The organism is Chitinophagaceae bacterium (assembly GCA_016710165.1).
Lineage (GTDB): Bacteria > Bacteroidota > Bacteroidia > Chitinophagales > Chitinophagaceae > Ferruginibacter.
This window is the reverse complement of record JADJLJ010000002.1, coordinates 1-13,648: the sequence shown is the minus strand read 5'-3', so window position 1 is coordinate 13,648 and position 13,648 is coordinate 1. Positions and strand designations below refer to the sequence as shown.

The following is a 13,648-nucleotide window of genomic DNA, read 5'->3' as shown; positions in this document are numbered from 1 at the left end:
CAGCCCTTTTGCTTTATAGCCTTTTCGGTTTTTAAGTCACAAGCGTGCCCACTTTTTCGCCGGTCACCACTTTCAGAAGATTGCCCTCTGTATTCATATCGAATACCACGATGGGTAAATTATTTTCCATGCATAAAGTGAAAGCCGTCATATCCATCACCTTCAGGTTCTTTTGTATGCAATCGGCAAAAGAGATGGTCTCATATTTTGTTGCGGTCGGATCTTTTTCAGGATCGGCCGTATAAATGCCATTCACCCGGGTACCCTTTAAGATGACATCGGCTTTGATCTCAATGGCCCGTAATGAACCGGCTGTATCGGTCGTAAAATAAGGGTTACCGGTACCGGCTCCAAAGATCACCACCCTTCCTTTTTCCAGGTGACGCATGGCCCTTCTGCGTATGTATGGTTCTGCGATCTGCTCCATTTTTATGGCACTTTGCAAACGGGTATAAATGCCGGCCTTCTCCAGGCCACTCTGCACGGCCATACCATTGATGACCGTTGCCAGCATACCCATATAATCTCCCTGGGCCCTTTCAATACCGCTTTCCGCCTCATTGGTACCCCGGTAGATATTCCCTCCCCCGATCACAATGGCCACCTGCACACCCAGTTCAATGATCGATTTTATGTCCTGCGCATACCGGGCGATCACTTCGCTGTCGATACCGAAATTCTTATCCCCCATTAAGGATTCGCCGGAAAGTTTAAGCAGGATTCTTTTGTACTTAGGAAGCATCGGCATGTTAATTTTTGCGAAGATATATTTTTATCCCGATAGCTAACGGGTTTCTTTCCTTGCTTTTATGGAATACATCATAGGTAGTTTTTCATTCATTCCCTTTATGCGCCACATGCCATCTTCACCCTGTTCCAGGTTATTAAAACAATTGTAGGTTGAATACGGAAATTCATTGAACTGTATGATCTGCAGATCATACTTCAGCAGCGAATTAAAGATCTCGGTAAACGGATGGTTCCAGCCATGCTCCGTGGATCTTATCGGGGCATTCCGGTCGGAATAAGAACCGGATATCTCTTCCGTGATCACCTGGGTATTGAAGTAACTGTATTTAATGTATTCAAAATTATCATCCATCATCCACAAGGCCGGGTGAAAATCGGCGATGTAAAATGTGCCCCCGGGTTTTAAGAAATAAGAAACGATCTCCGCCCACCTGTCAAGGTCAGGCAACCAGCCAATGGTGCCATAGGAAGTGAAAACAATATCGAACTTTTTATCCAGATGATCTTTCAGGTCATACACGTTGCAGCAAATGAATTCGGCACCCAGGTTAAGTTCCGTTCTTGTTTCATTGGCCAGTTTTATCGCTTCATCACTCAGGTCAACACCCGTAACGGTTGCCCCTTCCCTTTCCCAGCTCATGGTATCCATCCCAAAATGGCATTGCAGGTGCAGCAGGGTTTTCCCTTTCACATCGCCCAGTTCGCCCAGTTCAATGGGGCTAAGGGAGGAGGCTCCTTTTTTAAATCCTGCCAGGTCATAAAAAGCAGAGTCCTTATGAACGCCGGTGCGCTTGTTCCATGACTGTCTGTTTTCTTCAAAATAAGATTGATAGGTTTCCATTCATTAAAATTACAGGTTATTTGGTACGTAGTAAAACCCGGGTATTTTTAATGATCAACCGGTTTCAACCATTAAAAAAATACCCATTGAAGGGTATGTGCAGAAGATACCCACATCCTATTTTTAGCAATCAAATCATTGCAGGTTTCTATATTTTTGTAAAATACTGATCATGAAAAAAGTAATCCTCCTGCTGGTAACAGCATGCATTGCCATTCATTCTTTTGCCCAGTTGACCACGGAGCAAAAACAGATCAGGCAAACCTTTTTCAACTTCCTGGATTTTTACCGGAAGCATGAGGTGAAATTCAATTCATTTATTTTGTATAAAGGCAAGGGAAAAGATAATGCACCACCTTATCGTGTTCAATGGAAGGAAGCGGAAAAGTATTTTTCATACCTGCGCAGTAATGTGCCTTACGTGGGTGAAGCCTATATAGAAGCCGAAAGAGCACATTTTAAATATTCGGATAGCTGCTTTAAAGCCGATCCGGTTGAAGAAATTGCAGCAGGTTTTGATTATGACCGCTGGGCAGGCGGACAGGAATCCATTCAGTATACGTACAAATGGTATACGTCACCAAAAAATAAATACGTGGTTACCATTACCGGCAATACCGCTCTTTTAAGGATCGGCAGCGAACTTATGGAAGGTGCACAGGAAAAAGACCGTACCTGGAGCATTGTACCTTTCGTTAAAGAAAACGGGAAGTGGAAAATGGCAGACAATATTTACCCGGCGAATGAAGAAAATTAATTACCCGCATCTTGCCGGAACAAAAAAGAGCGAAACAAAATGTTTCGCTCTTTTTACTATTTCTGTATTTTGAAATCATCCCAATGCCACCCGCTTAAAATCTGTAACTTTCAAATCCCCATCCACACTCTTCAAATAATCCGCTACGGATTTGCTGTTATCTTTTACAAAAGCCTGGGCCAGCAAGGTATTTTCTTTAAAGAACTTGTTCACTTTACCCATGGCGATCTTTTCAGCCATTTCAGCCGGTTTGCCTTCGGCCTTGATCTGCTCAATAGCGATCTCCTTTTCCCGCGCAACCGTTTCCGGGGCGATGGAAGTTTCATCAACAGCCAGCGGGTTCATGGCTGCGATCTGCATGGCCACGTCTTTACCTGCTTCGGCTGCTTCTTTGGTCATGGCCACCAATACACCCATGCGGTTGGCACCGTGTATATAAGAAGCCACGTAAGGAGCATCGATCCTTTCAAATTTTGTGAGGGCAATTTTTTCCCCGATGGCTGCCAGTTTATCATTGATCAGTTCTGTAACCGTTGAACCATTTACAGAAACAGCATTTAATTCTTCTGCTGTTTTAACATTGTTGGCGATGGCTGCATCGGCAATGCTTTGTGCAAAGGCCACAAATTCAGCATTCTTGCTTACGAAGTCTGTTTCGCAGCTGATGCAAAGAACGATACCGCTTTTATGGTCGGCTGTTGTTTGAGCGATCACCACCCCTTCTTTGGCCTCCCGGTCGCTGCGCTTGGCGGCTACTTTCTGGCCCTGTTTGCGTAACCAGTCAATGGCTGCTTCAAAATCGCCGTTGCTTTCTGTCAATGCTTTGCGGCAATCCATCATACCGGCGCCGGTTGTCTGGCGTAATTTATTTATATCTGCTGCTGTTATTGTAACACTCATTTGAATTAAAAATTAAAAATTAAAAAATTAAATGCTCCTCCCCGCAGTGCTGTTTTGGTACCGGCAATTATTTAGTTGCCGGCTTTCTGCCGCCTGCACCCGGACCCGGTATGCGGCGTTTTGGAGCAGAAGTACCCCTTCCACGTTTCGCTCTTTCTTCACTTCCCTCCACTTTTTCTTCAAAACGGGCTGCTTTGGCTTCGGCGCTTTCCTCCACATCGTGGCTGTCTTCTTCGTCTTTATCAGCCTGGCGCTCCTGTAAACCTTCGGCAATGGCAGCGGTCAGGTAATTAACAACAATGGCAATTGATTTGGTAGCATCGTCATTGGCCGGAATGGCAAAATCAACCCTGTTCGGATCACAGTTCGTATCCACCATACCAAACGTGGTGATGCCTAATTTCTTTGCTTCGGCAAGGGCAATGTGCTCATGACCGATATCCACCAGGAACAGGGCAGCAGGTACACGGCTTATCTGGGAGATACCGCCAAGCACTTTTTCCATTTTTTCCTTATCCCGGCTCAGGGTGAGGCGTTCTTTCTTGGTCAGGCTTTCAGCGCTTCCGTCTGCCAGCATCTTTTCAATGCTCTGCATCTTCTTAACGCTCTTGCGAACGGTGTTGAAGTTGGTCAGCATACCACCCAGCCAGCGCTCGGTAACAAATGGCATGTTCACCCGCTTTGCACAATCGCTGGTAATTTCTTTAGCCTGCTTTTTGGTGGCCACAAACATTACTTTTTTACCGCTGCGTGCGATCGCTTTAAGCGCTGCCGCAGATTCCTGCAAACCTTCCACGGTCTTGTTCAGGTCGATGATGTGAATGCCTTTCTTTTCTGCAAAGATATAAGGCAGCATTTTGGGGTTCCATTTCTTCTTCAGGTGACCGAAATGAACACCGGCTTCTAAAAGTTGCTGTTGTAAGGAAGTATTATTTTCCATTGTATGTTATGTTAACTGTTATTTGTTAAATGTTATCTGTTAATGGTAGCTGGCCAACCGGATTACGATTAACCAATAACGATTAACGTTTAGAGAACTGGAAGCTCCTTCTTGCTTTTTTGCGACCTGGTTTTTTACGCTCAACAGAACGTGGGTCACGCTTCAGCAAACCGGCAGCTTTTAAAGCCGGACGGTATTCAGCATTCACCTCGATCAACGCCCGGGCAATGCCCAGCTTGGCTGCTTCTGCCTGTCCTTTTACCCCGCCGCCTGTAGCGTTGACCACTACATCAAATTTATCGGCAGACTCAACTGTTTTTAAAGGCGCTTCCACCTGGTTCTGTAAATACACCAGCGGAAAATACGTTTTATAATCTTTGCCGTTAACGGTTATTTTCCCATCTCCTTTTGAAAGGAAGATACGGGTTACCGCTTCTTTTCTCCGGCCGACTGCATTTTTTTGCTTTTCCATTTATTGTTTTGTTTCGAATGAAAATTATTTGTTTTTAATAACCCTGGGCGAAGCCGAAGGGTTAGAATTTCAGTTCTTTTGGTTGTTGTGCTCCATGCGGATGCACATCACCCTGGTACACAAAAAGTTTTTTGTACATTTTGCGGCCCAACCGGTTTTTTGGAAGCATGCCTTTAACAGCCCGCTCAATGATCACTTCCGGCCTGCGCTTCAGCAGCGTTTTTGCAACCTCTTCCTTACGACCGCCCGGGTAACCGCTGAACGTGTCATATACTTTATTATCCATCTTATTACCCGTAAGTTTTACCTTTTCGCAATTGGTAACAATGATGTAGTCGCCGCAATCAACGTGTGGCGTGTAGTAGGCTTTGTTCTTACCACGAAGTATTGCAGCGATCTTTGAACACATGCGGCCTACGGTTTGATTAGTACCATCCACAACGTACCAGTTGTGTGTAACGGTAGCCTCGTTCGCATGTTTGGTAGTGAAATGTAATTTGCTCATCTTTTCTGTTTTAGGTTTTACCACGGCTATCCCCGTGGCTTTAAATTTTGGACGGCGAAGGTAAGCCTAACCAAGGTTACCATCCAAAGAAAAGAGGAAGTATTTTTAATTGAACTTTTATAAACAGCTGATTTTCAGTAAAATTTTTGCCCATATTTTTTAATACTGGTAAAAAAGGATGAGTAATTCCGGTTTATCTGTGATTATTTATGCAAAGCCGGGCTGTTTTAAAACAGCCCGGCATGTTCACTATAAAAGGTTACCGGTAATGGGACTTTACAGGAACTGTATCCTGCTGCAGCCGCCGGCCGTGATCGTTATATTACCATTCCAGGTATAGCCTGAACAACTGGCCGAATAAGAATAGGTGCCGGGGCTGAGATTGAAATTGGCACAGCCGCTTGCACCACATGCCGGCATGGAAGCATAATAACTGCTGATGGTACGGGTGATGCCGTTGCAAACCACATTAATGGGGCCACATCCATGATTCGTTGCTGTCCAAAACATGCCCTGGCCGGTGGTAGAGCCACCCCCGCTGCTGGTGAGCTGTACTTTACTGCAACCGCCTGCTGTAATGGTTATATTTCCATTCCAGGTTTTACCGGTGCAGCTTGCCGAATAAGAATAGGTGCCGGGGCTCAGATCAAAAGTAGCGCAGCCACTTGCTCCGCAGGAGGGAGCAGAAGCATAAAAACTACTGATGGTACGGGTGATGCCGTTGCAGACAACCGTGATATTTCCACAACCCTGGTCGGTATTTATCCAGAACATACCCTGGCCGGTAGTGGAACCGCCGCCTCCGCCGCCACTGCTGGTAAGCTGAAACTTGCTGCAATTACCTGCAGTGATGGTTATATTACCTGTCCATGTCTTACCGGTGCAACTGGCCGAGAAAGAATAGGTACCCGGACCCAGATCAAATGTGGCACAACCGCTTGCCCCACAAGATGGAGCCGTGCCATAAAAACCGGTTATCGTCCGGCTTATGCCGTTGCAGATAACGGTTATATTTCCGCAGCCAAGATCCGAAGCTATCCAGAACATTCCCTGGCCGGTAGTGGAACCGCCGCCGCCGCCGGTAAGCTGTATTTTACTGCAGCCTCCGGCCACGATCGTTATAGAACCGGACCAGGTTTGTCCACCCGAACAGCTGGCAAAATAAGTATAGGTGCCGGGGGCCAGGTCAAACGTTGCACAGCCAGCAGCGCCACAGGATGGAATACTGGTATTGTAATAAGTGCTGATGCTTCCCGAAGCCCCACCTAAGGTAACCGTAATATTTCCGCAGCCCAGGTCAGAGGCAGTCCAGAACATCCCCTGCCCCGTAGTAGGTGTTGGATTTGGGGTTGGCACCAGGTCTTCCTTTTTACAGCGGGTAAAAAGAACAGCCATAAAAAGCAGGCCAGTAAGTACAAAACTTCCGTTCATTATTCCGGCCGGGATCATCTTTTTCATAATAGTGTTTTTAGCATGTGATCAATGGTTCTGATTGTGCTGTAAATTTTAAAAAAAACAAAACCCGGGGAAAGAGCGAAATGACGGGAAACTTTATGTTTATTCACGGTGAATAATACGGGGGACCGGATCAAATACAAACAGCCCCGAGCGGGGCTGTTTGTTGACCATTTGGCAGACGCCTGGTTAAAGGCTATTGACAATTAAAGTTTCACTGGGTTTTACCGGGTACTTAATCTGCTTTTATAAATTGTTTAGTAAACGATTCTTTGCCATTTACGATCCGCACAAAATAAGTTCCCCTGCCAAGCATGGAGATATTTACCGGTATGCTGTTATTCCCCTGCTGCAGTTCAATAGTTTTCCTGACCACCTGCCTTCCGGATGCATCCGAGATGATGAGTACTGCATTGCCTGCATTACTGTTGCCCGTTTGCACCTGTAATACATCTTTTGCGGGGTTGGGAGAAACAAATAACTGCATGTCTTTAGCATCCAGCTGGAGGGCGATTACCTGGCTATAAGAAAATTTTCCATCCACATCAACAGACTGCAGCCTGTAAAAAACAGTTTTTTGAGATTGTACAGCGGCAGGCAGCAGATCGTTATGAGAATAATTAAGCGGCAGGTTCGAATTACCTGCAGCGCTAACTCTTGCCACATTGGTAAAGTTCAGTCCGTCGTTGCTGCGCTGTATATTATAATGGCTGCTGTTTTGCTCGTACTGTGTTTGCCACTTTAGTATAACGTTGTTATTATTTTTTGAAGCAGTAAATAAAGTAAGTTTTACCGGCAACGCCCCACCGCTCATTCCCTGTATTTCGGCAAGCGTAAGCGCCCGGTTGTATATCCGTAATTCATCCAGTTTGCCATTAAAGCCGTTGTATTCAGGTGGTGAGTATTGATAAAATGACATCGTACCAAACCTGGCGGGTATATTATAAACCGGTGTTCCTGTACCAACAACTCCCGTAGCATTCAATACTCCGTTTATATATAAGAGCAGGGAGCCTCCGCTTCTTACTACACACACATGTTTCCATGCCCCAACTGAAAAAGCGCCATTGGTGCTTCCTACCGAGGCATTCCTGAAGTTGAACTGAACCTGTGGAAACCCGCTGGCATTCCAGAACCAAACACCCGGACCTGAACTATTCAGATTGTTATCATAAAAACCACCTGTGTGTACAAAAGGCGAATTGGCATAAGCAGTAAACACAATCGAGAAGTCCTGGGCGGCGCCAAAGCTTGTGTTAGCATTAATGGAATGGGTTCCAAACTGCGGAACAAGCAAAGGTTCTGGATTTAAAAAGTTCATCGCACTGTTCGCCGTACCTGCCATATTAGTGGTAGCAGTGGCTCCATTAACAGTACCTGTGATAGTAGTGGGCGTTGTGGATGTAAAATTTCCATTCAACGGAAAGTAGGCCACCAGCCCGGCGGTGGGCTGCCCCGCAGCATACATACAGCAAAGGGCGATGAGCGGAGTAAGTAAGATTTTTTTCATGCTTAGAAGCTTTAGGTATTTAATAAAACAGTTTCTATAATAGGGGGTTATGCCGCTTTCCTGGAATTGAAATAATTGGCAGCTTCGGTCCGGTTACGCACGTTCAGTTTCTGGTAAATGTTCTTACAGTGTTTCTTTACCGTATCGAGGGATATGGACAGGTAGTGAGAGATCTCTTTGTACAAATGACCTTTTGCCAATCCGGCCAATACTTCCTGTTCACGTCTGGTGAGAGGCTTTGCTGATCTTCCCATTTGCTTTATGAATTAAAAATAAAATAAGTAACTGCCCCCATCAATACCCCTTTTGTGTACCATCCCCGATCACCATACAAATATGCAACGGACACAAAAGCCTATCAAGGGTATATTAACGGAGATTACGGGGAGTGAAAAGACGGTATGCCGGTTCTGTGAATAATGTTTATTTTTAGTACCGCAGCTTTATCCCCAACCCCAAAAAACTATTCTCATGCAAAAGGATATAATGCCCCACGTGAAAACACCCGAAAAAAATGACCAGATCATTTCCTATTATGCCCTGCGCATACTAATAGGTGCCACAGGAATATTATTGCCCCTGCTGCTGATCATTGGAAACCTCATTGCCAACCGCACGCTGAACATTGAATTCTCGGTAAGCGATTATTATGATAACGGAACCGCCGGTGATATACTGGTGGGCGTACTGTTCGTACTCGGTTTCTTTTTAATGACCTACAAAGGCTATGACAGGACCGACAGCATAACTGCAAACCTGGGCTGTCTTTTTGCCCTGGGAGTGGCCCTGTTCCCCACCACCAGTTGCAACCGGGTGGTACACAGCATGCACTTTGTTTTTGCCGTACTGCTTTTTTCGGTCTTCAGCTTCTTCTCTCTTTACCTCTTCCGGAAAACAGACCCCGCCAAAAAGCTTACCCGGCAAAAAGAGGAACGCAATATCGTTTACCTGGTTTGCGGCATCATCATGATCGCCTGCATTGCAGCCATTGCTGTATGCATGATCTGGCTGGATGAGTTAAGTACTAAGTACCGGCTTGTTTTCTGGTTCGAATCGCTGGCACTGATATCTTTCGGCATCTCCTGGATAACCAAGGCAGAATTTTTGTTCCTGAAGGATGAGGAGAACAGAAAAAAGAAATGACAGCTTTCTAAAAGCTGTCATCAATTAAATTATATATCTGCCTGATCAGAACCGGAACCCGATATTTATACCAGCCCGGATGCCTGCCCACGGGCCTTTAATATCCATGGCAGCGCCGTTTGCATCCACGGTATAGGTGAATTTGGTCATGGGAATATCCACATCGGTCAGTTCATCCCGCAAAGACTGTTGTTCAGATGGGCTCATTGATTTCTTCCCGCTCAGGTTACCGCTGGAAGTACCATAATTAGGTCCCAGTATCCACCAGTCTAAATAAACCGGGCCGCCGAGCCTGAACTGTGACCCGATCATCAGTCCGCCGGTGATCGTGGTAATGTTCCCGCTCATGGGAATGGTTTTGGTAAGGCCGGCATCATCGTATTCAAAAGGAACTTCGGCGCTATACCTCGCCAAGCTTCCAAACAGGCCCAGGTAAAATCCCCGGTAAGCGCCTTTCTTGCTGAAGTAAAACCGCACTTCAGGCATAAAGGCGATATTGCCCACTTTCAGGTTGTTCAGCTGGCGTTCTGTATCCGGGTCATCGGCGATCGTTATAAATGAACTTTTAAAAGGAATGCTCCCGGTGGGCATATAACGGAAGGTACCGGCCACCGTAACTTTTTTTGCCACAGCCCGTTCGTATTGCAGGCTGAAGTTCTTTAATGCCAGCGCCGTCAGGTTCAGCTTCACCATATTTTTTGCAGCGGCAGGTTCCTTTTTTTCATTTTGTGCCAGCAGTGTGGTGCAACTAAAGGCTGCAACCAGTAGAATAAATAATTTTCTCATGACAAGTTTGGTTTAAAGGTTAACTGAAAAGGAATGAGTAAATATATGCCTTGTGACAAGGCGATAAAATACCCTGTTGCCGCAAATCTTAAAAGAGCTGGCATCTTTTGAAAAGATGCCAGCTCCTGCCTGAAATTTAATTAATTCCTTGTATCATTTTGACCGTGTAAGATTGAACACTTTACCCAGGTGCAAGGTCCAGTATTGTCCTTTGGGATGTTCGTCAATTTTGTACAAAGCTGTACCGGAAAAAGGGTAGCCTGTACTATATTCACCGCGTATAAAAAATCCGCCTTTTGCTATGAACTGCATTTCATACAACAGGGGCGTTTTATATTTTTTATCCCAGTCTGCTGTTTTAGGATTGTCTATATAAACACCTAGTTTAAGTCCCAGGTCCATATTCTTGTTCTCTTCCTTCATCGCATCTACGATTAAACCACCTCCATAACGGTAGGTGGTATAATCAAAACTTGCAATTGTTGTTACGTTACTGTTTGTATAAATGCCCAGGCTGTTGTTAACTGCATCATTATCGCTTTCATAAGTGCCTGAGCGGGAACTATAGCCTGCCTCTGCAAACAACTTGATCCCTTTTCCAAACTGCAGCCTGACATTACCGCCATAACTTAAAAAACTGCCAGAAGAACCGCTTCCCAGGTCGATGCCATAATTAATGTATGGCTGAACCAAAAAACCAAAAATCTTGGTCTTATATAACCAGCCATCTAACGCTACGCCGGCTCCATAGGTAAACTGGCTGCCAAGAGAAGAGTATTGGAAATTACCCTTATCAGAAACATTTTCCACCTGGGGAATATTATATCCGCCTAGATAAGCCTGTGCCCGGAAATAGGTCTTACGACCTTCAATTTTTTCAATGGTCAGGTTATCACTCATCATTATTCCGGCTACCGAAGTGGTAATAGCAGCGGCCTGTAAATTTTCCACATCGTCTTTTTTCTTTGCATTCTCCAGCCTGTTTCTCCTGTCTTCTTCCGCCAGGCGCACACTGTCTTCATATTGCTTTTGGCGTAATTTAGCTGCATTCATTTTATCGGTTTCTTCCTTTTCGGCTTCCTGTTTTTCTTTTTCGGACGTTTCTTTTTTGGTTTTTTCCTCCTCCTCTTTTTGTTCCTTAAGGATCTCCTCTTCTTTCTTTTTCTGTTCCGCTAACTCCCTTTTTTGCTGCGCCTCCTTTTCTTCTTCGTTTTCCGTTTTTCCATTGGCAAGCAGGGGGCTGCCATTTTTATAAATTTTATTGATGCCCTTTTCTTTATCCATTACCATCCTGTACTTATCACCATCTTTCTCCATCCATACCTCTACCCTTGCCACTTCATTCACCGTTTTAAAATAATGCCAGTTACCCGGTTCATTATATTCCTGATTACCTCCTATATATTTCCCCCCGGTGCTAAAGCTTGCCCTTACCGGTTTGTTTTCACAATCAACTCCTTTCAACGTCACATCAAGGCTGGCGTTATAACCCATCGTATGGAGCAGCGCAATCTTTGGCCAGCCACAAATGCCACCGGCTTTATTACAGGTTGAATACTGCACTTTGAACTCTACATTACCCCATTGGCTGGTCATGGCCGTTTGCCACCTGCCCCACGTAAAATTACAGCCCTGTGCGGTGCCTGCTTTGGCTAAACAAATAAATGCAGCTGCGATTAATAATGATTTAACTTGTTTCATAACAGTAGTTTTATTGATTGAATAATTTTTACTTCTCCCTGAACATTTGGCTTCCCTGTACATATTGGTTGGTGGGTATTTGTTACTGTTTTACATTTGTGTAATAAGAAAACCGCTTACACAAAAGTGCAACAGCCCGGAAGCATGGGCAAGGGTATTAAAACGGAGAATGACCCGGTGAAATGACGGAATAAAAAAAGCAGCCGGCTGGCTGCTCTCAGAAATTTTATAGGTACGACCTGGCCTTGGACTTATTTATTGCCCAGTGAAAAAACCACTTTTACAGAAACACCCGGATAGTATTTGTTATAAAACAGGTTATTGTCGTTCTGGTCAAGCGCATTATAAACACCGGTTCCGTTTGGTATGGATTGCCCCTGGAAATTGTCAACAAAATAACTTCGCATCTGCCTTACCCTGAGCATGTCAAAAAACAGGGCTACCTGGGTAAACTCATTGAAATAATACCCAAGGCCAATACCGCCGTCGATAGATTTATTAAAGGCAATATCACCGCCATTCATCTCCGCAAGATTCAGGCTTACGTTAACTGCAAAGTGTTCATACCACTTTAAAGGTTCATTTACAAGCCCGTCTTCTGTTGCGGAAAATGTATTTAACTGCCGGGTTACAACCTTGGTCCGCTTTGCACTTACCAACGCCTTTTTCGATGCGTGCCATCACTTTGCTCCTGAACTGCCATTTTCCCCAGCTTAATTAGAAATAACAGAAGACAAAACAATGCTTGACCTGCTCAATTCCTGTACCTGCAGTTTATATCCTGCATCTGTAGTAAGAAAATATTCTTTTGGGTTATTAAACATATAACTCCAGCCCATTCCAATACCAAAAGTAACTCCGTTTAAATTATCGGTCCTGTTCTCTTCAGTTGTCTTTTTGACAGTTTGGGTCTTTTTCCCTTGGGCATCGAACATAGTAGTTTCTGTCTTTGTAATAACCTGGGCATATCCCGTTACAGCCAGACAAACTAACAGGGTAATCAGTATATTCTTCATAAATCAGGGTTTAGGTAAAATAAATGTAGTTTTTATTTGGAAGAATTAAAAATACATAACTGCTCAAAAACGGGAAAGGGTGTAAACACGGTAAATAAAAAGTGAAAAAGCTATTGCATTTGTGGGAATGATTGTTGATTTTAGTGTTCAGATAAAATCATAAACCAAAAACTACTTTCACATGAAAAAGTTTCTAATTGTTTTTACAGGAGCATTGTTCAGCACTCTTTTCATTGCCTGTAACGGCGCCAACCAGAACAACGACGTCCATAAAGACAGTGCGGCCGGTACCAGGCAGACAATGGCAGCTGCTCAGCCTGATTCCTGTGAGGGGATTGGCGAAATAGATATATGTACCAATAGCAAGGGAATTGACAATTTTATTATAGAAGAGGCGGAGGGACGAACAATGATGGCAGACTTCATCTCCATTTACCGAAGGGATGATCAGGGTCGGGTCATAATAGCTTTGGACAGCACTTATTGGTTGAGTGCCTGTGCTGTTTACGCAATTGAGACTCTTCTCAGAAACTCTAGAAAACCAGATGGTACTTTAAAATACGATGGCATCAGGATACATTTAGCCTGTGAGGTTAATGCCAACCCCGGCACTTTCCCGGGTCAGCAATATCAGAATCAATCATCTGCTTTTATTTTTCCAACTATGTATAGGGTTGCCCCTGGTCCAAATAAGTCAGAGCATGTAGATGATAGAATAAGAATCCCTCTTACCGGAGGTTGTACCTCTCCCCTTCTACAGGACAATAGTGTCGCCCGTCCTAAAATAGAGGCTTTTAGATCGGTATACCGGAGAGAACAAACACCTCAGGTTAAAAATGCATTATCAAGATCAGTATGGGTTGAATCCTGTG

Annotated in this window: 16 protein-coding genes; 3 read left to right on the top strand and 13 right to left on the bottom strand. The window is 44.6% G+C overall.

The window, feature by feature from the left end; translation table 11 throughout:
- Nucleotides 1-31 precede the first annotated feature (31 nt).
- Both IPJ02_10405 and IPJ02_10400 read right to left on the bottom strand, forming a co-directional pair.
- Nucleotides 32-742 (bottom strand): UMP kinase, encoded by a 711-nt coding sequence (locus IPJ02_10405; protein MBK7375946.1) that lies wholly within the window; start codon nt 740-742, stop codon nt 32-34.
- Between the two features lie 42 nt (nt 743-784).
- Nucleotides 785-1,591, bottom strand: a complete 807-nt coding sequence (locus IPJ02_10400; protein ID MBK7375945.1) for a class I SAM-dependent methyltransferase — start codon at nt 1,589-1,591, stop codon at nt 785-787.
- Nucleotides 1,592-1,763: 172 nt separating this feature from the next.
- On the opposite strand from IPJ02_10400, the gene IPJ02_10395 reads away from it, so the two are divergent.
- The gene (locus tag IPJ02_10395) at nt 1,764-2,348 is read left to right on the top strand and encodes a hypothetical protein (protein MBK7375944.1); all 585 of its coding nucleotides are present in this window, start codon (nt 1,764-1,766) and stop codon (nt 2,346-2,348) included.
- Between the two features lie 75 nt (nt 2,349-2,423).
- On the opposite strand, the gene IPJ02_10390 is transcribed toward IPJ02_10395, so the two are convergent.
- From IPJ02_10390 to IPJ02_10360, 7 genes are all read right to left on the bottom strand, one after another.
- Nucleotides 2,424-3,248, bottom strand: a complete 825-nt coding sequence (locus tag IPJ02_10390; protein ID MBK7375943.1) for an elongation factor Ts — start codon at nt 3,246-3,248, stop codon at nt 2,424-2,426.
- Nucleotides 3,249-3,315: 67 nt separating this feature from the next.
- Nucleotides 3,316-4,188: a 30S ribosomal protein S2 gene (gene rpsB / locus IPJ02_10385; GenBank protein ID MBK7375942.1), complete on the bottom strand. Its 873-nt coding sequence runs from the start codon at nt 4,186-4,188 to the stop codon at nt 3,316-3,318.
- Nucleotides 4,189-4,270: 82 nt separating this feature from the next.
- Entirely contained in the window at nt 4,271-4,660 is a 390-nt protein-coding gene (gene rpsI / locus IPJ02_10380) for a 30S ribosomal protein S9 (protein ID MBK7375941.1), read from the bottom strand.
- A 61-nt stretch (nt 4,661-4,721) separates the two neighbouring features.
- Nucleotides 4,722-5,165, bottom strand: coding sequence for a 50S ribosomal protein L13 (rplM, locus tag IPJ02_10375; protein MBK7375940.1), 444 nt, complete (start codon nt 5,163-5,165; stop codon nt 4,722-4,724).
- 276 nt (nt 5,166-5,441) lie between these two features.
- Entirely contained in the window at nt 5,442-6,623 is a 1,182-nt protein-coding gene (locus IPJ02_10370) for a hypothetical protein (GenBank protein MBK7375939.1), read from the bottom strand.
- 232 nt (nt 6,624-6,855) lie between these two features.
- Nucleotides 6,856-8,130 (bottom strand): T9SS type A sorting domain-containing protein, encoded by a 1,275-nt coding sequence (locus tag IPJ02_10365; GenBank protein MBK7375938.1) that lies wholly within the window; start codon nt 8,128-8,130, stop codon nt 6,856-6,858.
- A gap of 47 nt (nt 8,131-8,177) precedes the next feature.
- The gene (locus IPJ02_10360) at nt 8,178-8,384 is read right to left on the bottom strand and encodes a response regulator transcription factor (protein MBK7375937.1); all 207 of its coding nucleotides are present in this window, start codon (nt 8,382-8,384) and stop codon (nt 8,178-8,180) included.
- A 217-nt stretch (nt 8,385-8,601) separates the two neighbouring features.
- Here IPJ02_10360 and IPJ02_10355 point away from each other — a divergent pair, with 217 nt between their 5' ends.
- Nucleotides 8,602-9,273, top strand: coding sequence for a hypothetical protein (locus IPJ02_10355; GenBank protein ID MBK7375936.1), 672 nt, complete (start codon nt 8,602-8,604; stop codon nt 9,271-9,273).
- A 45-nt stretch (nt 9,274-9,318) separates the two neighbouring features.
- On the opposite strand, the gene IPJ02_10350 is transcribed toward IPJ02_10355, so the two are convergent.
- The 4 genes from IPJ02_10350 to IPJ02_10335 all read right to left on the bottom strand — a co-directional run bounded on the left by IPJ02_10350 (nt 9,319) and on the right by IPJ02_10335 (nt 12,776).
- Nucleotides 9,319-10,059: a DUF3575 domain-containing protein gene (locus tag IPJ02_10350; protein MBK7375935.1), complete on the bottom strand. Its 741-nt coding sequence runs from the start codon at nt 10,057-10,059 to the stop codon at nt 9,319-9,321.
- A 153-nt stretch (nt 10,060-10,212) separates the two neighbouring features.
- The gene (locus IPJ02_10345; GenBank protein MBK7375934.1) at nt 10,213-11,760 is read right to left on the bottom strand and encodes a hypothetical protein; all 1,548 of its coding nucleotides are present in this window, start codon (nt 11,758-11,760) and stop codon (nt 10,213-10,215) included.
- A gap of 251 nt (nt 11,761-12,011) precedes the next feature.
- Nucleotides 12,012-12,419, bottom strand: a complete 408-nt coding sequence (locus IPJ02_10340) for a hypothetical protein (GenBank protein MBK7375933.1) — start codon at nt 12,417-12,419, stop codon at nt 12,012-12,014.
- Between the two features lie 54 nt (nt 12,420-12,473).
- Complete coding sequence (locus IPJ02_10335) at nt 12,474-12,776, bottom strand: hypothetical protein (GenBank protein MBK7375932.1); 303 nt, start codon at nt 12,774-12,776, stop codon at nt 12,474-12,476.
- Between the two features lie 181 nt (nt 12,777-12,957).
- Here IPJ02_10335 and IPJ02_10330 point away from each other — a divergent pair.
- On the top strand, nt 12,958-13,648 hold a 691-nt coding region (locus IPJ02_10330; GenBank protein ID MBK7375931.1), incomplete at its 3' end, for a hypothetical protein.

Excerpts from the sequence above, each read along its gene's own strand:
- IPJ02_10405 (MBK7375946.1), bottom strand. The coding sequence starts at position 742 with ATGCTTCCTAAGTACAAAAGAATCCTGCTTAAACTTTCCGGCGAATCC.
- IPJ02_10400 (MBK7375945.1), bottom strand. The coding sequence starts at position 1,591 with ATGGAAACCTATCAATCTTATTTTGAAGAAAACAGACAGTCATGGAAC.
- IPJ02_10395 (MBK7375944.1), top strand. The coding sequence starts at position 1,764 with ATGAAAAAAGTAATCCTCCTGCTGGTAACAGCATGCATTGCCATTCAT.
- IPJ02_10390 (MBK7375943.1), bottom strand. The coding sequence starts at position 3,248 with ATGAGTGTTACAATAACAGCAGCAGATATAAATAAATTACGCCAGACA.
- rpsB (MBK7375942.1), bottom strand. The coding sequence starts at position 4,188 with ATGGAAAATAATACTTCCTTACAACAGCAACTTTTAGAAGCCGGTGTT.
- rpsI (MBK7375941.1), bottom strand. The coding sequence starts at position 4,660 with ATGGAAAAGCAAAAAAATGCAGTCGGCCGGAGAAAAGAAGCGGTAACC.
- rplM (MBK7375940.1), bottom strand. The coding sequence starts at position 5,165 with ATGAGCAAATTACATTTCACTACCAAACATGCGAACGAGGCTACCGTT.
- IPJ02_10370 (MBK7375939.1), bottom strand. The coding sequence starts at position 6,623 with ATGAAAAAGATGATCCCGGCCGGAATAATGAACGGAAGTTTTGTACTT.
- IPJ02_10365 (MBK7375938.1), bottom strand. The coding sequence starts at position 8,130 with ATGAAAAAAATCTTACTTACTCCGCTCATCGCCCTTTGCTGTATGTAT.
- IPJ02_10360 (MBK7375937.1), bottom strand. The coding sequence starts at position 8,384 with ATGGGAAGATCAGCAAAGCCTCTCACCAGACGTGAACAGGAAGTATTG.
- IPJ02_10355 (MBK7375936.1), top strand. The coding sequence starts at position 8,602 with ATGCAAAAGGATATAATGCCCCACGTGAAAACACCCGAAAAAAATGAC.
- IPJ02_10350 (MBK7375935.1), bottom strand. The coding sequence starts at position 10,059 with ATGAGAAAATTATTTATTCTACTGGTTGCAGCCTTTAGTTGCACCACA.
- IPJ02_10345 (MBK7375934.1), bottom strand. The coding sequence starts at position 11,760 with ATGAAACAAGTTAAATCATTATTAATCGCAGCTGCATTTATTTGTTTA.
- IPJ02_10335 (MBK7375932.1), bottom strand. The coding sequence starts at position 12,776 with ATGAAGAATATACTGATTACCCTGTTAGTTTGTCTGGCTGTAACGGGA.